This is a genomic window from Nocardioidaceae bacterium SCSIO 66511 (assembly GCA_023100825.1).
Lineage (GTDB): Bacteria > Actinomycetota > Actinomycetes > Propionibacteriales > Nocardioidaceae > Solicola.
Map to the genome: position 1 here is coordinate 3,808,298 of CP095846.1, position 21,545 is coordinate 3,829,842.

At 66.7% G+C, this 21,545-nt stretch carries 20 protein-coding genes and 1 tRNA gene; 3 read left to right on the top strand and 18 right to left on the bottom strand.

Going from position 1 to position 21,545, the window contains the following annotated elements:
* Positions 1-50: 50 nt before the first annotated feature.
* The 13 genes from MU582_18070 to MU582_18130 form a co-directional block, all read right to left on the bottom strand.
* Positions 51-1,601, bottom strand: a complete 1,551-nt coding sequence (locus MU582_18070) for an oligosaccharide flippase family protein (GenBank protein ID UPK74326.1) — start codon at positions 1,599-1,601, stop codon at positions 51-53.
* Positions 1,589-2,458, bottom strand: a complete 870-nt coding sequence (locus MU582_18075; protein UPK74327.1) for a sulfotransferase — start codon at positions 2,456-2,458, stop codon at positions 1,589-1,591. Before MU582_18075 ends, MU582_18070 begins: the two co-directional genes overlap by 13 nt.
* Positions 2,455-3,660, bottom strand: coding sequence for a hypothetical protein (locus tag MU582_18080; protein ID UPK74328.1), 1,206 nt, complete (start codon positions 3,658-3,660; stop codon positions 2,455-2,457). The genes MU582_18075 and MU582_18080 overlap by 4 nt, the downstream gene beginning before the upstream one ends.
* Positions 3,657-5,099: a hypothetical protein gene (locus MU582_18085; protein ID UPK74329.1), complete on the bottom strand. Its 1,443-nt coding sequence runs from the start codon at positions 5,097-5,099 to the stop codon at positions 3,657-3,659. The genes MU582_18080 and MU582_18085 overlap by 4 nt, the downstream gene beginning before the upstream one ends.
* Complete coding sequence (locus MU582_18090; protein UPK74330.1) at positions 5,096-5,941, bottom strand: hypothetical protein; 846 nt, start codon at positions 5,939-5,941, stop codon at positions 5,096-5,098. Before MU582_18090 ends, MU582_18085 begins: the two co-directional genes overlap by 4 nt.
* Positions 5,934-6,755: a sulfotransferase gene (locus MU582_18095; GenBank protein ID UPK74331.1), complete on the bottom strand. Its 822-nt coding sequence runs from the start codon at positions 6,753-6,755 to the stop codon at positions 5,934-5,936. The genes MU582_18090 and MU582_18095 overlap by 8 nt, the downstream gene beginning before the upstream one ends.
* A complete protein-coding gene (locus tag MU582_18100) occupies positions 6,752-8,329 on the bottom strand; it encodes a Wzz/FepE/Etk N-terminal domain-containing protein (GenBank protein ID UPK74332.1) in 1,578 nt (525 codons plus the stop codon). Before MU582_18100 ends, MU582_18095 begins: the two co-directional genes overlap by 4 nt.
* Before the next feature lie 184 nt (positions 8,330-8,513).
* Positions 8,514-9,947: a sugar transferase gene (locus MU582_18105; GenBank protein ID UPK74333.1), complete on the bottom strand. Its 1,434-nt coding sequence runs from the start codon at positions 9,945-9,947 to the stop codon at positions 8,514-8,516.
* Between the two features lie 150 nt (positions 9,948-10,097).
* Complete coding sequence (gene pth / locus MU582_18110) at positions 10,098-10,679, bottom strand: aminoacyl-tRNA hydrolase (GenBank protein ID UPK74334.1); 582 nt, start codon at positions 10,677-10,679, stop codon at positions 10,098-10,100.
* A 7-nt stretch (positions 10,680-10,686) separates the two neighbouring features.
* A complete protein-coding gene (locus MU582_18115; GenBank protein ID UPK74335.1) occupies positions 10,687-11,331 on the bottom strand; it encodes a 50S ribosomal protein L25/general stress protein Ctc in 645 nt (214 codons plus the stop codon).
* 746 nt (positions 11,332-12,077) lie between these two features.
* On the bottom strand, positions 12,078-13,022 hold the full coding sequence (locus MU582_18120) for a ribose-phosphate diphosphokinase (protein UPK77195.1): 945 nt from the start codon (positions 13,020-13,022) through the stop codon (positions 12,078-12,080).
* A gap of 41 nt (positions 13,023-13,063) precedes the next feature.
* The gene (gene glmU / locus MU582_18125; GenBank protein UPK74336.1) at positions 13,064-14,542 is read right to left on the bottom strand and encodes a bifunctional UDP-N-acetylglucosamine diphosphorylase/glucosamine-1-phosphate N-acetyltransferase GlmU; all 1,479 of its coding nucleotides are present in this window, start codon (positions 14,540-14,542) and stop codon (positions 13,064-13,066) included.
* 43 nt (positions 14,543-14,585) lie between these two features.
* Positions 14,586-14,665: transfer RNA gene (locus tag MU582_18130), tRNA-Gln, on the bottom strand.
* Between the two features lie 179 nt (positions 14,666-14,844).
* Between MU582_18130 and MU582_18135 the strand changes: the two genes are divergently transcribed.
* Positions 14,845-15,810, top strand: a complete 966-nt coding sequence (locus tag MU582_18135; GenBank protein ID UPK74337.1) for an acyl-CoA desaturase — start codon at positions 14,845-14,847, stop codon at positions 15,808-15,810.
* 19 nt (positions 15,811-15,829) lie between these two features.
* A complete protein-coding gene (locus MU582_18140) occupies positions 15,830-16,504 on the top strand; it encodes a TetR/AcrR family transcriptional regulator (GenBank protein ID UPK74338.1) in 675 nt (224 codons plus the stop codon).
* Here the strand turns inward: MU582_18140 and MU582_18145 are convergent.
* Genes MU582_18145 through MU582_18155 form a run of 3 tightly spaced genes read right to left on the bottom strand, consistent with a single transcriptional unit; the run spans position 16,488 to position 18,083 of the window.
* Entirely contained in the window at positions 16,488-16,865 is a 378-nt protein-coding gene (locus MU582_18145) for a glyoxalase (protein ID UPK74339.1), read from the bottom strand. The genes MU582_18140 and MU582_18145 overlap by 17 nt on opposite strands.
* A gap of 7 nt (positions 16,866-16,872) precedes the next feature.
* Positions 16,873-17,316 (bottom strand): GNAT family N-acetyltransferase, encoded by a 444-nt coding sequence (locus tag MU582_18150; GenBank protein UPK74340.1) that lies wholly within the window; start codon positions 17,314-17,316, stop codon positions 16,873-16,875.
* On the bottom strand, positions 17,313-18,083 hold the full coding sequence (locus MU582_18155) for a methyltransferase domain-containing protein (protein UPK74341.1): 771 nt from the start codon (positions 18,081-18,083) through the stop codon (positions 17,313-17,315). The genes MU582_18150 and MU582_18155 overlap by 4 nt, the downstream gene beginning before the upstream one ends.
* 277 nt (positions 18,084-18,360) lie before the next feature.
* Between MU582_18155 and MU582_18160 the strand changes: the two genes are divergently transcribed.
* Entirely contained in the window at positions 18,361-18,852 is a 492-nt protein-coding gene (locus MU582_18160) for a MarR family transcriptional regulator (GenBank protein ID UPK74342.1), read from the top strand.
* A gap of 25 nt (positions 18,853-18,877) precedes the next feature.
* On the opposite strand, the gene MU582_18165 is transcribed toward MU582_18160, so the two are convergent.
* Together MU582_18165 and MU582_18170 are read right to left on the bottom strand one after the other, a co-directional pair.
* Positions 18,878-20,635 carry an ATP-binding cassette domain-containing protein gene (locus tag MU582_18165; GenBank protein ID UPK74343.1) on the bottom strand — a complete coding sequence of 586 codons (1,758 nt, stop codon included), beginning with the start codon at positions 20,633-20,635 and terminating at the stop codon, positions 18,878-18,880.
* The gene (locus MU582_18170) at positions 20,628-21,545 is read right to left on the bottom strand and encodes a 4-(cytidine 5'-diphospho)-2-C-methyl-D-erythritol kinase (protein ID UPK74344.1); all 918 of its coding nucleotides are present in this window, start codon (positions 21,543-21,545) and stop codon (positions 20,628-20,630) included. The genes MU582_18165 and MU582_18170 overlap by 8 nt, the downstream gene beginning before the upstream one ends.

Below are 21,545 nucleotides of genomic sequence, written 5' to 3' on the forward strand. Positions count from 1 at the left end.
AATACCGGAGAAGTCCCGAATGAAACGATTACAGATTCGCGAAGGCGCGGTTAGGACCGTCGGATCGACAGCCCGTCAAGACGAAATGTGAGCCGGAACACGGCCACGCCAACCGCATACACAGCGGTTCCGACACAGATTGAAACTCCGAGTTTCATCACTTCGTTGTCGAGGAGCGCATTGGCGATCGCCGGAATAACCCCGAAACAAGTCAACGCACCTGCCGCTGCAATCAGCAACGATTGCCCGAATGGGTGCATGCGAAGACCCACGTTCACCTGCCAGAGTGCCATCAGGTTCTTCACCAAGATGCCAACGGACCAGCCGATCGCTGCACCGGTGATGCCGAGTTCCGGTATCAGCACCAGATCGATGACCACCATCACGAGCAGAGCGAGCACGGCATTGCCGAGGCTCTGCATGCTGCGTCCGGCCATCAGTAGCACTGAGTCGACCGGACCGCATGAAGTCGCGACGAGCATCGTCAGACAAAGGATGACCACGGTCGGCCACCCAGATGTGTATGAGGGCCCGAACACGCCTAGCAACAACGACGCGAAGGACGCCGACAGCAGGTAGATAGGCCAGGAGATCAGCGTCAACCAGGTCGTCGTGGTCTGGTAGATCGCCCGGGCCCGATCGTTGTCGTCGAGGGCAACTGCCTCGCTGATCTTCGGCGCCATCACCTGCTGGATCGACTGTACGAACATCGTCCCGATCACCAGGAACCGCGTCGCGGCCGCGTACAGGGCGGCGTCGGCCGCCCCGAGCAGCGCGCCGACAAGGAGCACATCGGCGCGCTGCATCGCGACGTTGCAAACGCGCGATACCGCCCGCGGTGCCGAGAACGCCCAGAACGAACGAACCAGCGCGCTGCGGTCTGCGCGCGACGTCGGTTGTCGCGCCGAGTCTCCGCGGCGACGCCGATAGCGCACGATCCAGTGTGCGACAACGAGGAGCCCGATCAGGTACGCAAGGGTCCAGCCCGCCACCGCTCCGGCCGCGGTGTCGATTACGACGACAGCTCCCAGAACTAGCAGGAGTTGCAAGAAGCCCTTGCCGATCTTGTCGACCAGCACCAGTACCCGAATCGAGCCCAGCCCTCGCGTTGCCGAAACCCCGACCGTGTATGCGACCGTCACCGGAAGCATTCCCGCGACGATATAGAGGCAGGTCGTCATCGCGTCGTCGGCCGATCCGGTGTCACCGACGAGCAAGGCCCCGATCTGCGGTGCGCTCAGCGCGAGCGCGAGTCCGACCACGACCGCACAGACGACCGGCCAACGGATCGCCGTGCGCAGGTATACCCCGATGGTGTTCGACTCACCGAGCGCCTGAGCCTGCGGCAACGAGCGCAGCACTCCCGTGTCGGCGCCGAGCGTCCCCAGGTTGAGCAGCACCATGAACAACGCCGTCGCCTCGAAGAACACCCCTGCGTCGTGTGTAGCCAGCTGCCGGGTCACGACAATAGGAAGCAGCAGGCTCAACGCACCGGCAGTGACGCTGCCGATCAAGCTCAGCAGGCTTTCGCGCGCCAGCGACCGGAGCGCCGCGTGATGTCTGCCGGCACCCGTTGCCGTGTCGCCCGTCACCTCCGCCATGACGGGGTATGTCCCCACCATTCGGCGAGGCGTGTGTCCCAGGGCTCGAACTGTCGACGTAGGTCGGTGCGGAGCCGGTCGTCGAGCGCAGACCGTGGGCGCGCGTTGTGCCGTTCGAAGGAGATCGTGACCGCCGGTCGCAGCCCGAGGAACTTGCGTACCTGCTCGAACACCGGCTCGGGGCTGGTGAAGAAGTCACCCGAGTCGACGAGCAACAGCCGCTCCCGCCCGACCTCGGCGACGACGCGCTCGATCTGCTCGATGTAGCGACCGCGGGATAGGTACGCGTTGTGCTGGATCTGAGGGCTGTCGTACGTCGGATCGTCTTCTATCCGTTGCCATTCGCCCTCGAGCCGACCGGGCTCGGCCGCGATCGCTGCCTCGAAGTCGAGCGTCTCAAAGCCCCGGGCGTACTCGTGCGCATGTGCGGAGTACGCCCGTTCTACCGGGTCCCGGAGCAGCATGAGCAGACGTACGTCCGGCAGATCGCGGGCGATTCTGGTGACGGCGTGCGGATGGAACATGTAGTAGGGGCTCGACTCACCCGTGTGCTTCGTACCTCTGGCGCCGCGCAGCATCGCACCGGCTCGCAACGGAAAATGGCCGCGATACCAGCTCTGCCCTCGGTCATAGTTCTTGTCGAAATAGTGAATGCCCTTGCGCAGGAAGGGTCGTACGACATCGGGATGCTGGATGAGCGTCTTGAACATCGAGGTCGTGCCACACCTCTGCGCGCCCACGATCAGGAACGTCGGCTCCAGCCGGGCGAAGGCGGTCGGCACCGCCACGGCTTCGGATGCGCGCAGTAGTCCGCGACGGCCGGCCTCGACGCCGCCTTGCATTGTCATCGGCTTCATGCGGTTGCCCCCGTCTCATGGTCGTGGGTCAGCGCCGGTAGCAGCCAATCGCACACGGCGCCCAACGCACCACCGGCCGTCTGCTGGTCGTCACGTAGGTATCGGTCCGCCAACGTGAGCAGGTATGCGCGCGCAAGTACGGTGCTTTGCTCTCGCGGCGCCACACCTGCCAGCACGGTCGGGGCCGTGGCAACCAACCGATCGGCCGCGGCACGCGGTGGCATACGGTCGACCGTGATCCACTGGTGCAGGTCATGGTGGAGCAAGTCGAACCCGACCGGCACGCCGACAGGTTCGTACCGTTCCCAATCCCATACCGGGCACGCCCCTGAGGTGAGGGCGAAGTTGCCGGAATTGAAGTCGCCGTGCCAAGCACCGGTGGCCAACAGCATCCCTCCGTCGAGTCTGGCAAGTGCCTTCGCATACTCGTCGCCCTCGGCACCCATCGCGTCGAACGAGTCGGCCAGGCGGCGTCGAAGCGGGTGACCGACCCAGCCCTGCTTCGTCGGGCGACCCGCCGACGCGGAGATCTCGTGGACGATCTCGATGAGTCGCGCGCGTGCAGGAGCTCCCGTGAGCCGCGACTCCGGTAGGTCAAGCGGGCTGATGCCGAGCACCTGGCATCCGTGCCATCCGAACGTGAACATCCGCTCGGGTACGACGATCGATGGTCGACTCCACGAAGCCAGTCGCGTCAACACTGCGGACTCGGCTTCGACGAGCCTGCCGGTCAACGCGTTGTGGCCGACCTTCACGAACGCCAATGCGATGCCGTGGTCATCGCTCACCTGGATGATCGGCTTGCGATTGGCTCGACGAGGTCCGATCGGCAGCGTGAGGTGCACGTCTCGGCGACCGAGGCGTTTCGCGAGCGCGTCGGTGAAGTCTGCGCCCTGCGTCGGCACAACAACGAGGGTTGCTCCCGGGAGCCACCGCAGGGCACCTACTCGGGCAGCGGTCGAGACGACGCCGCGAGCCAGCCGCGTTCGCCGACGCTGCCCGGCGAGCTGCCGCTTGATCGCACTCGCCGACGCCCTCGCCGACCGAGCAGAAACCAGCAGGCGTGCGGATCTTACGGAAGGTATCGCGGTGAAGCGTTGGAGCCGCTGCCTCGATTCCGGCGGGGCAGACGAGACGCCGACCGGATAGAGCGTGTCGAGCAGCTCCATTGCTGCCGGGCGATGCGATGCGCGCTCGCTCATACGCCTACCACCCCTCGGGTCTCGCCGGATGCACCGTTCAGCGCGCCGTCATCGGGCCGAGCCAACGCTTCCCGCCGGAGCTGATCGTTACGCCACAGCAGCCCTGCGGACACCATCGAGATCGTCAGCGGAACGGTCAAGCCCGTGTAGAAGAAGGCATAGAACACCTGGAGTAGCAGGACGAGCGTTGCCGCGATGCCGAGTGGTGAGGCGTCCTTGCGTCCAAACCAGGCCATACGGAGCAGGAACCCGAGGTACAGGGCTGCGCCGACGAACCCCTGTGCGATCAGCAGCAGCCAGAACTGTCCGGTGCTTCCGATCACCCGGTTGCCGCACTTCGGGCAATCGGCGCTAGCTCCGACCGCGATCGAGTTCCCGCTCCCGATCGTGAGCCGAGTGCTTCCCGCTCCGATGATCGGAGACGCCTCGGCCGCACGCCAGGATGCGTCCGCCAACGAGGCCCGAATGTCGTTGCTGTGCGGGTTGTCGAGCCGCTCGGACACCAACGTGCTCAACGGCGACATCACGAACACCACCGCGGCAGCGGACGCCACAGCCAAGCTGATGAAACCGACCAGCAGCCTCCCGCGCACCGCGAGTCTGACTATGACGTACGCGAGCGCGAGGAGCATGCCGATCCACACCGCTCGGTTCAGCGAGTGGATGATCGGAACTGCCGCGACAGCGATCAGCACAACGAGCATTACGCGTTTGCCGAGGCTCCCCATGACGCCCCAGGCGAGCACGGCCCAGATCAAGCACAGGGAGAGTACGTTGCCCCAGGCGTTGGTGTAGGCGAACGGAGCCGCAGGGCGTGCCTCGGGATCGCCGATGATGTCTTGCACCTGGGCCAACCGGGCTGTACCTGACCCGCCGACGAGCGAATCGGGCATGAATCGCGTCAACAAGGTCTCGAACTCATAGCTCGGGAAGACCATGGCCGCCACTCCGAGTGCTACGCAGAAGACGCCGAGCCAGGCGATCCACCTGATCAGACGAGCTCGCGGCAGCTCCTTCTCCGTCGAGGTGCCGACGTACAGAAGGATCACCGTCACACTCACGTACTGAAGCAACCGAACGGTGTAGGCGATGTACCGCCCGATCCCCTCGGACCCGAGCGTGTCGGGCACCTGGAAGTTCAGCATCAGGCTGCTCGCGGCAACCCAGACCAGGAACAACCCCCACAGCCAGAAGCCTCGCGGCACCCGCGGTCTGCGCCGACGCAGCTGCCAAGCGAGTGGCGCCGCGAGCACGGGCAGGATCAGGTCGGTGACGCCGAGTGCCCACCACAGCGGGATGCCGGCGGTGAGCAGGCCGATCTGCCATCCGGGTCGAAGGCCGCCGCGCCGGCGACGAGCGACCACACTCGGCGACCCAACGGCGACCCGGCCATCCACATCAGTCGAGAGCCGGTCCACGGTTGTGGGGCCGCTGATCATTGCGACCTCGCACCGATCTCCGTCAGCAATTCGCTGCTTGCCGCGGTCTCGAACTTTCGCGCAAAATAGGCACCGCTCGCCGCCAATGACTCCAGGTGCCCGATTGACAGAGTTTCCGGGTGGGGAGACTGGTCGGGCCACACGATGAATCGGCGGTGGTCATTGACGATGGCGAGTTCGGCACTGTCGTTCAACAGCAATGTCGGCAGCAACGCCTCGTCCGAGTTCGAACATCGGGCCAGATATCTGTCTACGCGGGTCATACGCGAGCGCTGCCTCACGATGTGATCGAGCGCTCGATCGTTCAGGTTGACCCAAGTCGCCCCTATGAACAGCTTCAGCGAACTAGAGAACGGCGACAGACGAGGAAATGGGACAGAACGCCTGCCGAACGGAACACGACGCCTGCGTAGGTAGCGGCCACGACACCTCGTCTGCCAGTGATGCTCTCCTTCAACTTGGCGTGGCGTCACCTCATAGTGCTGCAACATCGCATCCGCGTTGGCGGCATCAAGATCGGCCTCGATCTCTGCCATCGGCATGATGGGCATGTCCTGGCCAGATACGACTAGGACCCAGGAAAGATCGGGAACTACCCGCCGACATTGCTCGAGCGAATCCAGTACTGCCCATGCGAGCTCCGGGCGACCCCAACGGATCGTGCGCGAGTTCTGGATGATGTGAACACGTTCGGACGCCCGGACATCCAATCTTGGGCCCTTTTGGTCGTGGTGGATCACGACCTTCGTATTGCACCCCTCGAGCACGGCACGCGTAAGGCGACTGACCTGCGCCGGATCGGTGTGCGACATGATGAGAACGACGATCGGCCCGTTAGCCATCGTGACTCCGTGCCCGGACCACGTCGCCGACCATCGAGAGGTCGCGGAGGTCGTACCCGAATGCGGCGACGCGGTCGGCGTAGGTGCGGATCAGCCGCTCGGCAGCGGCCCCATGCCAGGGCCAGCGAGACCCTCGGATCTCGCGCCAGCGTTCGGCGTACACGTCGCTACGGGAGGCCTCGATGGAGTCTGCCGGGACAGGTCCGTCGAGCCGGAGGAAGCCGCCGACCCGTGCCAGGACGGAAGCTGGGTCGGCCACGAGGTCTTCGTACCGGACCAGCAGCACCTGGTCGTTTCCGCTCGCGTCCGCCGCGAACAGCTCGTACGCCCTCAGCCAATGCTCGATCAGCCGCGCGCGCCGGGTTGTGCGGCGCCACCTGTTCGTCGACAGCGTCACGACAACGGGGTGGCGGATGATCATCACGAAGCGTGCCGACGGATAGAGCGCCTGCAGGAACCGCGTCATGATCAGGTTCGGCGGTGACTTCTCCACCCAGACGGGCGCCGAGCGGTCCCAGTGCCGCGACCACTGAGCGAGCAGGCGGTCGGCGTTCGCGCGCGAGACCAGCGGCGACGCCTCGGTGAGATGCGCCGCCGGGTCGAACGCGAACCGGCCGGCACCGCCGTATGCACGCGCAGACGGGTACACGTCCTGGAGGTGCTGCCCTTCGTCCTCCTTGACCCCGGTGTTTGCGAACGCGCTCACCGCATCGTGGCGTCCTAGCGCGCGCGCCAGCGCTGTCGTGCCGCTGCGGTGGAGACCGCCGACGAACACGAGCTGGTGCTCCGAGACGTTCGAGGACCCTGTCATCATGCGCCTCTGCGCAGGAGCTTCGACTTGGGCTTGGTTTGACCGACCGGCTCATGGTCGGTCACGGACTCACTGGTGGCGCTCGACTCGGAGCCCTCGTCGGGATCCGGGCGCGCCGCAGCGTTGGCGGCCGTTGCCGCCTCCGCCGCCCGCGCACGCTTACGATCACGTCGGCGCAGGCGTGCCTTCTTACGCTCACGATGAACCGCGACACCGGCGACGTCCGTCGCACCGACCTTCTTCACATCATCGACGACGGCTTCCATCTCGTCTCGCCCGGTGTTGCCCAGGTCGACGACGATCAACACGAGGTCGACGTGTCGCCCGAGCAGTGGCAGATCGAAGGATGGGTCGCCGGTCGGCAGATCGAGAATCGTCAGGTCGTACTTCGCCTCGAGGTCGTCGAGCACGGGTCGAATCCGCCGGTGCCGGAGCTCTCCGCGACTGGCGATGCCCAACGTCGAGTGATCGGTGCGGCTCAACGCACCGCGCCGGTCGATATCACGCGCCTCACTGCGGACCCCGGCGCTATCCGAGGGCTCTCGTACGTGCACCGTGATCGTCCCGGTCTGCGCCGAGAGCGCCGCCAACGTCGAGCTGATCGCGCTCGCGGCGGACTGATCGCCGGGTCCGCAAACCAGGACGCTGCGAGTGGACCCGCCGTAAGCAGCGATGATCGAGTGATACAAGGAGCGCACCTCGGGCAACGGTGCCTCGACTACGCCGGTCACCGTGTCGAAAACCCGAACATCGGCCATGACCGGCAAGCCGTAGTTGCGTTCGAGGTCGTGGCGGGTGTGTGGCCTCCGGTCAAGCTTCTCCCGCAACACGGCGGCCGCGAGCGAACCCAGCAGGCCCAACAGGACGGTACTCACCATCACCAGAAGCGGTCGTGGCGACGTCGGTGAGCTCGGCTGCTGCGGGTCGACGATGATCGTGCCTGGCCGCTGGACGGTGCCCTCGAGCGGGCTGAGCTGAGTGTTGAGAGTGTCCAGCTGAGCGGTCAGCTGCATCCGCCTCGCGCGTAGGACGCTGAGCTGGGCGGTGTCGTCAGTAGCGCGAATCTCCTCGGAGGTCTGCGACAGTTGGTCAGTGAGGTCGTCGACCCGGTCTCGCAGACTCGCGATGTCTGCGTCGACGGCATCCTGCGCCGTAGTGGCCCGGTTGTCGAGGTACGACTGGGCGAATGCGGCGGCCCCAGCCTGCGCCTCGGCCGGGCTCGACGCTTCGAACGCGATCACGAGGACTGTCGTGTTGGCCGGAACGGTGACGGTCACCTTCGAGGCGAGCTCGACCGGATCGGACGGGTCGTCGAGTTCCTCGCCTGCGCCTTCGGCGACGGCGACGGATCGCACCAGCTGTGCCTCGGTATCGAGGTTGATCCCCTCGCTGCTGCTAACGCCGCCCGTTGGTTCGGTGTCTGTGGACGTCGCCGAGACGAGCACCTTGGCCGTCGAGGTGTAGGTCTTCGGCGCCAGTTGCAGGTACGCCGCACCGACGATCACCCCGAGCAGGAGGCCGCACAGAATCCAACGCCACCGCCGTTTGGCGAACGAGGCGTAATCGCCCAACTCCAAGGCGTTTCCATACTGGACGTCCTGCAACCCCCGACTCTCCTTCGCTCCCAAGGCGATCGGTCGACCGCCGTCAGTGTATGGACTTTCGTCTTCCGAATGCCGCGAAACGACTGAGATGCCCGGACTCTCGTTGGCCGGACGCGGCTGATCGGATGCGCGCCCGGGCTCCCCCGCGCGACCCCGCTCACGACGCGCCATCACGCTGGATCACGGCCTTGAACGTACGTGCGGCGATCGCGAGATCACCGCCGGGCGTCCAGTTGTCGACGTACCCGAGATCGAGGCCGACGGAGTCGTTCCAGCTAAGGCTCGATCGTCCGCTCACCTGCCACAGACCGGTCATACCCGGCTTCACCGCAAGACGGCGTGCGACCCACTCGTCGTAGCTCGCGACCTCGGTCGGCAGGCTCGGCCGCGGACCGACCAGAGACATCTCACCCTTGACCACGTTGATCAGCTGCGGCAGCTCGTCGAGCGAGGTCTTGCGCAGGAAACTGCCGATCCTGGTCACCCGTGGGTCCCGGGCCATCTTGAACAACGGGCCGGCGCCTTCGTTCTGGGCCATCAGGTCGGCGAGCAATGACTCTGCGTCGACGCACATGGTGCGCAGCTTGTACATCGTGAAGGGCTCGCCGCCGAGGCCTGCACGCTCCTGACGGAAGAACGCGGGTCCGCGAGAGTCGAGACGTACGGCCAATGCGAGCAACGCGATCAACGGCGAGAACGCGATCAGCAGCAACGAGCCGCCCACGCGGTCGATCATCGCCTTCACCAACCGCTGCAACCGTGGCCGCATGCTCGGCGCCACTGCGAGTACGACACGTCGACCGAGCAGTCGCGGGCGGATTCGATGTGGTGCCGCGCCGTGAACCTCCGCCGTGACTCCCACGCGTACCCGCGTACCCTCCAAGGCCCAACTGAGCCGGCGTACGTCGTAGGCGGTCACGAGCGGGCCCGGCGCCACGATCACCTCGTCGATACGTGCGAGCTCGATGATCTTCGCTGCATCGTCGATCGTGCCGAGCACCGGTACGCCGAGCACGCGGGTGGGCCAGTCGCTTGCGTCATCGGGTGGCTCGACCAGGCACACGCCGCTCACGTCGACGTCGGCGTTGTCCGCCCAGTGCTCTATGCACTGCGAGACGGCGAGACGGTCGCCGACGAGCAACACCGACTGCCGCCCGTGCATCGAACGTCGACCGGCAGCGAAGAGAGCGAGCACGACGGCGGCGCCAGCAACGGCCGCCGCGAAACCACGCAGCTGCCCGATCGGGTACGCGCCGATCAGTGCGGAGACGACGATCGCAATTCCTCCGGCGAGGAGTACGTCGTTTACGGGCTGCCACGAGTACTTTCGCTCTGAGACAGGGATCCGCGCATGTGACAAGACGATCGCCACGAGGACGAGAAGCCCCACAGTACTGGCGGATCGGACTTCGACGCCGGCCGCGAAGGCAGCGCCCGCGGCGACGATGGCGGCACCGGCGCCTGCGATCGGAACGTTGAGTAGCGCACCGAACACTCTGCGTCGGATCGGGGAAGCTGTGCCATTTCGGATTGATGTCGAGGGCACTTCCGGCGCGACGTGGCGCGCGGAGTGCACATGAGTCTCGCTCATGAGCCTTCACTGCATCTGCCGATTGGGACGGTGGTGCGCTTCCCGAGGTCCGCTGTCGTTCGACCGGATCAGGAGCGACCGAACGATTCAAGCATGTCGCACGGGCATGCGTTCACCGATCCCACAGAAAAGTGCGCGGTGTGTCCAGATTCAGCCGTTGAACTCACTCTGGGTATCCGCAAGACCACGCAGAATAAGGGATTCCGCTGCATCCGCGGCGCGGTCGACCTCGAGCGGGAGCGTCTTGCGCTCCTCTCCCGCGAACGGACGGAGCACGAAGTCGGCGGCCGGCTGTCGACCGGGCGGACGCCCGATGCCGAACCGCACCCGGAAGAAGTCGCCGGTGCCAAGGGACTGGCGCATCGAGCGCAGCCCGTTGTGCCCGTTGTCGCCTCCGGCGTACTTGACGCGTAGCCGACCGAAGTCGATATCGAGCTCGTCATGGATTGCGATGACCCGCTCGGCCGGAATCTCGTAGAACTTCGCGATCGACGAGACGGGGCCACCGGACTCGTTCATGTACGCACGGGCACGCATCAACACCGCGCGTACGCCCGGGATGCCGCCGAGGCGAACCTCGGCGACCTCGGCGCGTCCGGACTTGTGCGAGCGCAGGGACCCGCCGACCCGATCGACCAACTCGTCGACGACGAGATAGCCGACATTGTGTCGCGTCGGCGCGTACTTGGGCCCGGGATTGCCCAACCCGACGATCAGCCAGGCATCGGACACTGTGCTGCTACTCGGCGTCCTCGTCGGCAGGCTTCTCGTCGACGACCTCGGGCTCGTCGTGCTCGATGCCGACCTCTTCCTCGGCCTCAGCGAGCTCAGCCTCGACCTGGGCCTCGGTGCGCTCGGCGATGACGTGGACGACGAGCTGCTCCGGGTCGACCTGCAGCTCGACACCGCTCGGCAGCGTGAGCTCGGAGGCGAAGATCTGAGCGCCCGCGTCGAGACCCTCGACGGAGACCTCGATCGACTCGGGCAGGTGGGTCGCCTCGGCCTCGACGGAGACTTCGTTCATCTCGGTCACGACCAGCGAACCGCTGATGACCTCGCCGGTCACGTAGACCGGGACCTCGACGACGACCTTCTCGCCGCGGCGGACGATCAGCAGGTCGGCGTGCTCGATGAAGCCCTTGATCGGGTCGCGCTGGACCTGCTTGGGAATCGCGAGGTGGTTGTCGCCGCCGATGTCGATCGACAGCAGGGCGTTGGAGTTCTTCAGCGCCATCATCAGGTCGTGACCGGGCAGGCTGATGTGCACCGGATCAGTGCCGTGGCCGTACAGAACGGCGGGGACCCTGTCGGCGCGACGGATACGGCGCGCCGCACCCTTGCCGAACTCGGTGCGCGACTCGGCGTGGATCTTGATCTCGGACACGGGGACGTCTCTCCTCGATGCAGGTACGCGGTGCGATTGTCGTAAGTCTGGCGCTGCCCGGCGGCGCGATGAGGCGCACGCGGATGCGAGCGCCACGTCGATCACGGTTGACGCGCGGGCACCAACCCTCGCCGAGGCAACCGAAGAAGTCTATCCCGTAGCGCTCACACACGCTAATCGGGGCGGGACTGCGGTCTGCGTCGGCGCAGCGGCGCTGCCGGCTTCCCTCGCGTTCTACCGGGCGACTACCCACCTGCCCGGTTGGTCGCCGCTGTCGGCTTTCCGTTTCTACGGTGCGACTACCCGCCTGCCTGATTCCGGCTCGCTGTCGGCTCCCCCGCTTCCTCAGCTGATGCAAAGACGCGGCGACGCGGGAGCCGCAGCTACGACATCGGGTTGCTTGCCGGCTTTCCCGTTCCAGTCGGCTTTTGCGGGGTTAGTGGCGGTCGTTCACCAGGTAAACATGGTGAAACTCCACTCTGCATGGCAGGGACACCGTGCAAAGTGACTGCTCACCGTGCTCGTTGGTACGCCCATGACCGCCGGTACGAGTGTGACACCGAAACCGAACGTTACCCCGATCGCATATCAAGGTGCTGGGAAAGCCGCCAAGCAACCGAACCGACAAGCCGCCTCCGCGCGTCGCCGCGTCTTTGCCACGCCGGAGTAGGCGGGAAAGCCGACCGCGGAGCCGAGTCGGGCAGGCGAGTAGTCGAAAGGGTAGAGCAGAAACCCGACCAGGTTCGTCAGGCGCGGCCGTTGAACAGGCTCGTCACCGAGCCGTCCTCGAACACCTCGCGTACGGCGCGCGAGAGCAACGGCGCGATCGACAGCTCGGTCAGCTTGTCGAAGCGGCACTCGTCCGCGATCGGCAGCGTGTTCGTCACGACGACCTCACGGACGCTGCTGTTCTTCAGCCGGTCCACTGCCGGACCGGAGAACACCGCATGCGTCGCCGCGATGACGACCTCGGCGGCGCCGTCGGCCTTGAGGGCCTCGGCCGCCTGCACGATCGTGCCGCCGGTGTCGATCAGGTCGTCGACGAGTACGCACACCCTGCCCTCGACCTCGCCGACGACGCGGTTGGCGCGAGTCTCGTTCGGCCGGTCGATATCGCGGGTCTTGTGGATGAACGCCAGCGGCGCACCGCCGAGCCGCTCGGACCACGCCTCGGCGACCTTGATCCGGCCGGCATCGGGCGAGACGACGGCGAGCGGCTCGTTGCCGTACTTCTCCTCGACGTGTCCGGCGAGGATCGGCATCGCCAGCAGATGGTCGACCGGTCCGTCGAAGTAGCCCTGGATCTGCGCGGTGTGGAGGTCGACCGTCATCAGCCGGTCGGCGCCGGCGACCTTGAACATATCCGCCATCAGCCGTGCCGAAATCGGCTCGCGGCCGCGGTGCTTCTTGTCCTGGCGGGCGTACCCGTAGAACGGCTGGATCACGGTGATGCGCTTCGCCGACGCGCGCTTCAGGGCATCGACCATGATCAGCTGCTCCATGATCGCCTCGTTGATCGGCGCCGTATGGCTCTGGATCACGAAGGCATCGCAGCCGCGTACCGACTCCTCGTAGCGTACGTAGATCTCACCGTTCGCGAAGTCGTACAGGGAGGTCGGCACGAGCCCGATGCCGAGGAGTCTGGCGACCTCCTTGGCCAGTGTTGGGTGCGCCCGACCGGCGAACACCATCAGGTTCTTCTTGGTCGTCCGCTCGAGACTGCCCACGGGTGCTACTCCTCGTCGCTGGTCGCTGCTCTATCAGTGTGCACGACGTCGGGCTCGTCCGCTGCGGCGGCTCCTGCGGCATCGGCCGCAGGCGTGCCCCCGCGGCGCTTGAACACCCATCCTTCGATGTTGCGCTGTTGCCCGGCGGAGACCGCGAGTGCACCGGGCGGCACATCCTCGCGCACGGTGGTGCCGCCGCCCGTGGCTGCCCCGTCGCCGATCGCCACGGGCGCGACGAACACGTTGTTGGAACCGGTCTTGCAGTGTCGGCCGACCTTCGTACGGTGCTTGTTCATACCGTCGTAGTTGGCGAAGATCGTGCCCGCGCCGATGTTCGCGTGGTCACCGATCTCGGCATCACCGACGTAGCTCAGATGCGGCACCTTCGCGCCCTCGCCGATCGTTGCCTGCTTCGTCTCGACGTACGTACCGATCTTCGCGTGGTCACCGAGCGATGTACCCGGCCGCAGGTACGCGAACGGGCCGACCGAGGTGTCGGCGCCGATCTGCGCCTCGTACCCGTGCGTGCGTACGACGTGCGCACGCTCGCCGACCGTCACGTCGGTCAGCGTCGTATCGGGCCCGATCGTCGCGCCCGTAGCGACCCGCGAAGCTCCGTGGAGCTGTACGCCCGGCAGCAGCGTCACATCGCGTTCGAGCTCGACCGTCACATCGACCCAGGTCGAGGTCGGGTCGACAACGGTCACGCCGTCGAGCATCCAGCGCCGGAGCGTACGACGGTTGAGCTCCGCACCGAGCGTCGCAAGCTGCAGACGGTCGTTGACGCCTTCGGTCTGCCAGTGATCGTCGAGCTCGTACGCGCCGACGTCGCGGCCGTCGCCGCGCGCAATGCCGACCACGTCGGTGAGGTAGACCTCGCCCTGTGCGTTGTCGGTGCCGACGCGGTCGAGCGCGTCGAGAAGGTACGCGGCGTCGAACGCGAAGATCCCGCTGTTGATCTCGCGGATCCGGAGCTCGGTCTCGCTGGCGTCCTTCTGCTCGACGATCCGCGCGACCGCGCCGTGCGAGTCACGCACGATGCGGCCGTACCCGGTGGGATCGTCGACCGAGGCGGTCAACACGCTCACCTGGCGGCCGGAGTCGTGGTGGTCGTCGACGAGCGCGCGCAGCGTGTCGGCATCGAGCAGCGGCACGTCGCCGTACGTGACGACAACGGTGCCCGCGGTCGGGTCGGGCATGGCGGTCAGCCCGCATCGTACGGCGTGGCCGGTGCCGTTCTGTGACTCCTGGACGGTGGTGACGACCTTCGGCGCGATCTGCGCGATGTGCGCCTCGACCTGCTCGCGGTCATGCCCCGTCACCGCGATCACGCGGTCGGGATCGATACCGCCCGCCGCGGCGAGCGCGTGACCGATCATCGTACGGCCGCAGATCTCATGCAGAAGCTTGCTCTTGGCAGATTTCATCCGCGTACCCGCGCCGGCGGCGAGAACGATGACGGTGACCGGACGTGCATCACTCAATGGGATCTCCCTGACTGCGGTGCGGACCGGTGTAGAACTTCCGCTCCCCGGGTAGGAGTCGAACCTACGTCGCTTTATCCGCATTCAAAGTGCGGCGGGCCCTGCCGACAGACCAACCGGGGATCGTGCACGCCAGCGTACGAAATCGTACGTGCGCGCCGCACCCGGGTCGGTCTTCGTACCCGCCCGGCGCGGTTGCCCCGCGCCGGAGCAGCCCCCACACTGGAACCTACGCCCACGTAGGTTGCAGGGGGTCGGGCGACGCGTGGCAGCAGTGTCTCCAGAACCGAGGAAGGCCCCCAATGACAGCACCGACCACCGGATCCGACGGCGAGTCGTCGAAGGAACGCGGCACCAAGGAGATCGGAGCACACGGCGTCAGCGGCGCACCTCCGAGCCGCCGGGAGCAACTCGCGCTCGGCATCTTCGTGGTCGTGCCGTTCGCCGCCACGCTCGCCGCAGTCCCGGTGGCCTGGGGCGGCTGGCTCGGCTGGACCGACGTGGTCATCGCGATGGTGCTGTACGTCGTGACGTGTCTCGGCGTCACGGTCGGCTTCCACCGCCTGTTCACGCATCGGTCCTTCAAACCGAACCGCGGCGTCAAGATCGCCCTGGCGATCGCCGGCAGCATGGCGATCGAGGGTCCGGTCACGCGCTGGGTCGCCGACCACCGCAAGCACCACAAGTTCTCCGACCGCGACGGCGATCCGCATTCGCCGTGGCGGTACGGCGAGTCGATCGGCGCGCTCTCGAAAGGCTTCGCGTACGCACATCTGGGTTGGATGTTCAACGCCGACCAGACGCCGCAGCGCCAATACGCGCCGGACCTGCTCAAAGACAAGGACATCGTGCGAATCGGACGCGCATTCCCTGTGCTCGTGGTGGTTTCGCTGCTTGCGGCACCCGTCGCCGGCGGGCTCCTCACTTGGTCGTGGGAGGGCGCACTGACCGCCTTCTTCTGGGGCACCCTCGTACGCATCTTCCTGCTGCACCACGTCACGTGGTCGATCAACTCGATCTGCCACACGATCGGCGAGAGCCCCTTCCGTACGCGCGATCGCTCCGGCAACGTGTGGTGGCTCGCCATCCCGTCGATGGGCGAGTCCTGGCACAACCTGCACCACGCCGACCCCACCTGCGCGCGCCACGGCGTACTCCGCGCACAGCTCGACATCTCCGCGCGCACGATCTGGCTGTTCGAGAAGCTCGGCTGGGTGCACGACGTACGTTGGCCGGTCCCGTCGCGCCTCGATGCCAAGCGGGTTTGACGTTGGGAGAATGCCGGGCATGACCACGCCAGCCGACTCCAGCCAACCGGAACCGGCCGCCGAGAGCCATCAGCCCGAACGCCGGGCAAGGCGCACCCGGATGACCTCCGCAGCGAGGCGCGAGCAGCTGATCGCGATCTCACGCGCTGTCTTCGCCGAGCGCGGCTTCGAGGGCACAACAGTCGAGGAAATCGCGGCACGTGCCGACGTCTCCAAGCCGATCGTGTACGAGCACTTCGGCGGTAAGGAGGGTGTGTACGCCGTCGTCGTCGACCGAGAGGTACGAACGCTGCTCACGATGATGCAGTCAGCGTTGAAGCCTGGGCACCCACGCGAGCTACTCCAGCAGGCGGCCTTGGCGCTGCTCGACTACATCGAGGCGTCACCTGACGGATTCGTCATCATCGTCCGCGATTCGCCGGTCGGCTCGTCCGGTACGTACGTCACCATCATCGGCGACGTCGTCAGCAGGGTCGAAGACATCCTCATCGAGGAGTTCAAGGAGCACGGGTACGACACCCCACTCGCCCCGATGTATGCGCAGATGCTCGTCGGCATGGTCGGGGCGACCGGCCAGTGGTGGCTCGACGCTCGTCAACCGAGCAAGGAGATCGTCGCCGCGCATCTGGTCAATCTCGCCTGGAACGGTCTCACCGGGCTCGAGCACGACCCGAGCCTCAAGGAGTACGAATAGGGCGGGTCTCCGTCGCCTGCTGGACCTCGACACGGTTGCCGTTGCCGTCGGCGGTGTGGAACCGGCGCAGGCCCGGAATCGCGTCGTCCCATGCGACCGGGAAGCCCGCAGCAGCGACCTTACGCGCGTACGCATCGACGTCGTCGACGGCGAACGCCGGATGCGCCTTGCGGGCCGGAGAGAAGTCGGCCTCGACGCCGACGTGCAACTCGAAGTCGTCGGCGGCGAACCACACGCCGCCGCGTGCGGCGAGCACCGGAGGCTTCGGGATCTCTTGCAGGCCGAGCGCATCGGCGTAGAAGCCTCGCGCGGCGTCCTCGCCGCCGGGCGGACAGGACACCTGTACGTGATGGAGTTTCATGGTCGCCTCACACCAGCTGCAACTTCATGCCGACGTGCGAAGACGTGAATCCGAGACGCTCATAGAAGGTATGTGCTCGAATGCGTTGAGCATTGGTCGTCAGCTGGACGCGTGCACAGCCACGGTCTCTGGCCTCGTCGATGACGTGCTCCATCAGAGCCTTGCCGATGCCTTGACCTCGCAGCGCCGATGCCGTGCGTACGGACTCGATCTGGCAGAGCAGACCGCCGTCGTAGATGAGCACCCTCAGCCAGCTCACCTGCGCCGTCGCGACGAGCTCCCCATCGCGCTCGTCGACGAGGAGCTGCTGCGAAGGATCGGCGATCAACTCGGCGAGCGCCGCGCGCTGCCGCTCCGTCGGAGCCTCCGGCTCATCGAAGGCACGGATCGCGTCCTCGGCGAGCAGCGCCAGAATCCCTTGCAGATCTTGGATCTGAGCCTCGCGGATCATGCTTGCCTCCTGGCTACGACGAATACGCGCTGGAATGGCAGCACCGTGCCGTACGCCTGTTGCGGGTACGCGGTGCGCAGCGCAGCTCGGTAGTCGGCCTCGAACTGCGGTCGCAGGTCGTCGGGCAGCGCTTGCAGGAACGGCCGCGCCCCGGTGCCTGAAATCCAAGCAAATACGGGATCTTCGCCTTCGAGTAGGTGATAGTACGTCGTCTCCCAGACATCGAGCTTCCAGCCGTCGGCGGCGAGGAGGTCGAGGTACGTCGCGGGCTCGACTCCGCGAGCGCCGGCGATGTGCCCGAGGTGGGAAGCGAAGCGCGGATCGGCCGCGAGCTCACGCAGGAGCACGTGACTCGGCTCGCCGAAGTTGTTGGGCACCTGGAACGCGAGCGTGCCGCCAGGCGTCACGTACTCGCGCAGACGCGGGATCACCTCCAGCTGCTCAGGAACCCATTGGAACGCGGCGTTCGAGGCGATCAGGTCGACCGGTGCGTCGGGCTTCCAGGTGGCGATGTCGCCGAGCTCGTACGTCGTGCGCGGCGCGTCGTCGTCGCGGCGGGCGCGTTCGATCATCTCGGGCGAGGAATCGACGCCGAGGAGATCCGCATCCGGCCAACGGGTACGAAGGACCTCGCTGAGTTGGCCGGGCCCGCAGCCGAGGTCGACGATCGTGCGCGGCTCTGTGGTGACGCGGGCGATCAGGTCGACGAACGGTCGGCCACGCTCATCTGCGTACTCGAGGTACGTCGTCGGGTTCCATTCGGGCATCGTTCCACCTCTCGTAGATATCTTGATGTCAAGATACACGATGTCGAGAGATCTGTCGCCGGTTGCGATCGGTTACGCCCAGATCCCAAAACGTTGCGAACGGGGCCGCCCAGATCCGCTAGGAAGCGATCGGTTACGCCCAGACCTCGAACCGTTGCGAGCGGGGCCGCCCAGATCCACTAGGTAGCGACCGAGGCGTAACCGATCCCGAAACACGCATCCGTGACCCGCACGGAGAATCTCGATGTCAAGAATCTTGACCCGGTACGCTGAGCGGGTGAGCGATGAGGTGGACCGGCTGATCGAGGCGTGGCAACGCGAGCGCCCCGATCTCGACGTGTCGCCGATGGGCGTACTCAGCCGCGTCTCTCGGCTGGCCCGGCACCTCGACCTGGCTCGGCGGGCAGCGTTCGCCGACTCGAAGCTGGAGTCGTGGGAGTTCGACGTACTGTCCTCGCTGCGCCGCTCCGGTGAGCCGTACCAGCTCTCCCCCGGCCGGCTGCTGCGCGAGACCCTGGTGACCAGCGGCACCATGACCAACCGCATCGACCGGCTCGCGAAGCGCGGGCTCGTCGAGCGGCTCCCTGACCCGGCCGACCGCCGCGGTGTCCAGGTACGCCTCACCCCAGACGGGCGCAAACGCGTCGACGCCGCCCTCGAAGAGCTACTACGGCGTGAACGCGAACTGCTGTCGGCCCTGCCGGCCAAGGACTCCCGACAGCTCGCGGCGCTGCTTCGTACCCTCGTCACGCCGTTCGACGCCGCCTGACCGCTCGGCGGGGCGTACGCGCCGGTCAGTCGCCGGCGATCTCGGCGGCTTCCAGCCACTCCTCCTCGAGCGCCTCGCGCTCGGTTTGTACGCGCGCGAGGTCCTCTTGCAGCTGGGCCAGGCACTCGTACTGCGTCGCCTGTTCGATCATCTGCTCATGCAGCTCTTCTGAACGCGTAGCGAGCTTGGTCAGCTGCCGGTCGATGCGCGACATCGCCTTGCGGGCCTCGCGTACCTCCGCCGCCGAAGGTCCACTCGTCGTCGGTTCGTCTTGCGACGGTGGTTCCTCGGTGCCGCCCGCGACGCCGCCGAGGAACCTCTGCTCCGCGTGGTATCCCGAGATTCCCTGGACGAGCATCTCGATCCGCCCGCCCGCGCGTACCGCATAGACCACGTCGGTGACGCGATCGAGGAAGTAGCGGTCATGCGACACCACGACCAACGTGCCCGGCCAGCCGTCGAGGTAGTCCTCGAGCACGTTCAGCGTCTCGATGTCGAGGTCGTTGGTCGGCTCGTCGAGCAGGAGTACGTTCGGCTCTTCCAGCAGTAGCCGCAGCAGCTGTAGGCGCCGCCGCTCACCGCCCGACAGGTCGCCGATGCGGGCCGTGAGCAGGTCGCCGGTGAAGCCGAACGACTCGAGCAGTCTCGACGCCGTCAGCTCGTTACCACGCACTGAGTCGAGTACGCGTACGCCCGGCTCGAGCTCGCCGAGGGTCTGCGACAGCGAACGTACTTCGACCGTGCGGCCGCGTTTTACCCGGCCGGCATCGGGCTCGAGATCGCCGGAGACCAGGCGCAGCACGCTGCTCTTGCCGATGCCGTTCGGACCAACCAGCCCGACCCGTTCGCCGGGCCCGAGCCGCCACGTCACGTCGTCGAGGAGCGTACGCCCGCCGAGCGTCAGGTCGACGTGCTCGAGGTCGACGACGTCCTTGCCGAGGCGGTTCGTCGCGAAGCGCTCCAGCTCGAGTCGGTCTCGCGGCGGGGGCTCGTCGGCGATCAGCGCGTTGGCGGCGTCGATGCGGAACTGAGGTTTGGAGGTACGTGCGGGCGGTCCGCGCCGGAGCCAGGCGAGCTCCTTGCGCATCAGGTTGCGCCGGCGGGTGTCGCGCGCCTCGGCCTGGCGCTGACGCTCCGCTTTCGCGAGTACGAACGCCGCATACCCGCCTTCGTACTGGTCGACGGCACCGTCGTGGACCTCCCACGTGCCACTGCACACCTCGTCGAGGAACCACCGGTCGTGGGTGACGACGACCAGCGCACCGCGACGCGATGCCAGATGCCCGGCGAGCCAGGCGATCGCATCGATGTCGAGATGGTTGGTCGGCTCGTCGAGCAACAGCAGGTCGGTCGGCTCGAGCAGCAGCCGGGCGAGCGAGGCGCGGCGGCGTTCGCCACCGGACAGTCCCTCGATCATGCGGTCGAGCGGGAGCCCGGCGAGGAGCACCTCGACGACCTCTCGGGTCGTACGATCGGCCGCCCACTCATGGTCGGCGCGCCCGCCGAGCACCGCCTCGCGTACGGAATGGGTGTCGTCGAACTCGTCGTGCTGGGCGAGATAGCCGATCACCAGATCGTTCGCATGCGACACGCGTCCGGAGTCGGGGTGCTCGCGACCCGCGAGCACGCGCAGCAGCGTGGTCTTGCCGCTGCCATTGCGGCCTACGACGCCGATGCGCTGACCGGCCGCGACACCGAGGCTGACCCCGTGCAGCAGCGGCCTGACGCCGTACGCCTTCTCTACGCGCTCCAGGTTGATCAAGCTGGGCGGGACACTAGACAAGGCGTGCGCCCACCACCGGTCCGACTGCCTGCACAACGTCAGCGGCCACCTGCGCGCTCGCCAGCGCGACGGCGATGTCCATCGCATGCTGCTCGTCACGGGCCAGGAACATCGCGGTGGGGCCCGAGCCCGACAGCTGGGCGCCGAGCGCACCGCACTCCTCGCCGATCGCGAGCGTCTCGGCGAGCTCGGGGCGCAGGAAGATCGCGGCGTCCTGGAGGTCGTTCGACAGCGCGGCGCCGAGGCTCACTGCGTCGCCTGCGCGCAGAGCGGCCATCAGGGCATCGTCGACCTCGGGTTCGGGGACCTCGGACCCGTTGCTCAGCCGGTCGAACTCCGCGTACACCTTGGCCGTCGACATGCCCTCGTGGGCGAGCGCGAACACCCATTGGTACGAACCGCGGGCCAGAACCGGGCTGATGATCTCGCCGTGTCCGCTGCCCATCGCATTGCCGCCCGCGAGGCAGAACGGCACGTCGCTGCCCAGCTCACGCGCGATGCGCTCGAGCTCGGACTTGGGCGTACGAAGGCCCCACAGGTCGTCGCACGCGATGAGCGCACCGGCCGCGTCGGCCGAACCACCGGCCATGCCGCCGGACACCGGGATCGACTTGCGGATCGACAGCGCCACCCCGTCGTCGATACCGGCCGACTCGCGGAGCAACAGTGCTGCGCGTACGGCGATGTTGTCGATGCCGACCGGTACGTCGGTGAGCTCCTCGGCATGGTCGGCATCTGCGTGTACGCGAACGGTCACGGAGTCGTCGGAGACCTCGGTGGCGCGTACCTCGTCGCACAGGCCGACGGCCTGGTAAACGGTTGCCAACGGGTGAAACCCGTCGGGGCGTACGCTTCCGACGCCCAACGACAGGTTGATCTTGGCCGGCACCCGCGCCGTCGATGACCTCAC

Excerpts from the sequence above, each read along its gene's own strand:
- MU582_18070 (UPK74326.1), bottom strand. The coding sequence starts at position 1,601 with ATGGCGGAGGTGACGGGCGACACGGCAACGGGTGCCGGCAGACATCAC.
- MU582_18075 (UPK74327.1), bottom strand. The coding sequence starts at position 2,458 with ATGAAGCCGATGACAATGCAAGGCGGCGTCGAGGCCGGCCGTCGCGGA.
- MU582_18080 (UPK74328.1), bottom strand. The coding sequence starts at position 3,660 with ATGAGCGAGCGCGCATCGCATCGCCCGGCAGCAATGGAGCTGCTCGAC.
- MU582_18085 (UPK74329.1), bottom strand. The coding sequence starts at position 5,099 with ATGATCAGCGGCCCCACAACCGTGGACCGGCTCTCGACTGATGTGGAT.
- MU582_18090 (UPK74330.1), bottom strand. The coding sequence starts at position 5,941 with ATGGCTAACGGGCCGATCGTCGTTCTCATCATGTCGCACACCGATCCG.
- MU582_18095 (UPK74331.1), bottom strand. The coding sequence starts at position 6,755 with ATGATGACAGGGTCCTCGAACGTCTCGGAGCACCAGCTCGTGTTCGTC.
- MU582_18105 (UPK74333.1), bottom strand. The coding sequence starts at position 9,947 with ATGAGCGAGACTCATGTGCACTCCGCGCGCCACGTCGCGCCGGAAGTG.
- MU582_18120 (UPK77195.1), bottom strand. The coding sequence starts at position 13,022 with ATGGTGTTCGCCGGTCGGGCGCACCCAACACTGGCCAAGGAGGTCGCC.
- MU582_18135 (UPK74337.1), top strand. The coding sequence starts at position 14,845 with ATGACAGCACCGACCACCGGATCCGACGGCGAGTCGTCGAAGGAACGC.
- MU582_18140 (UPK74338.1), top strand. The coding sequence starts at position 15,830 with ATGACCACGCCAGCCGACTCCAGCCAACCGGAACCGGCCGCCGAGAGC.
- MU582_18145 (UPK74339.1), bottom strand. The coding sequence starts at position 16,865 with ATGAAACTCCATCACGTACAGGTGTCCTGTCCGCCCGGCGGCGAGGAC.
- MU582_18150 (UPK74340.1), bottom strand. The coding sequence starts at position 17,316 with ATGATCCGCGAGGCTCAGATCCAAGATCTGCAAGGGATTCTGGCGCTG.
- MU582_18155 (UPK74341.1), bottom strand. The coding sequence starts at position 18,083 with ATGCCCGAATGGAACCCGACGACGTACCTCGAGTACGCAGATGAGCGT.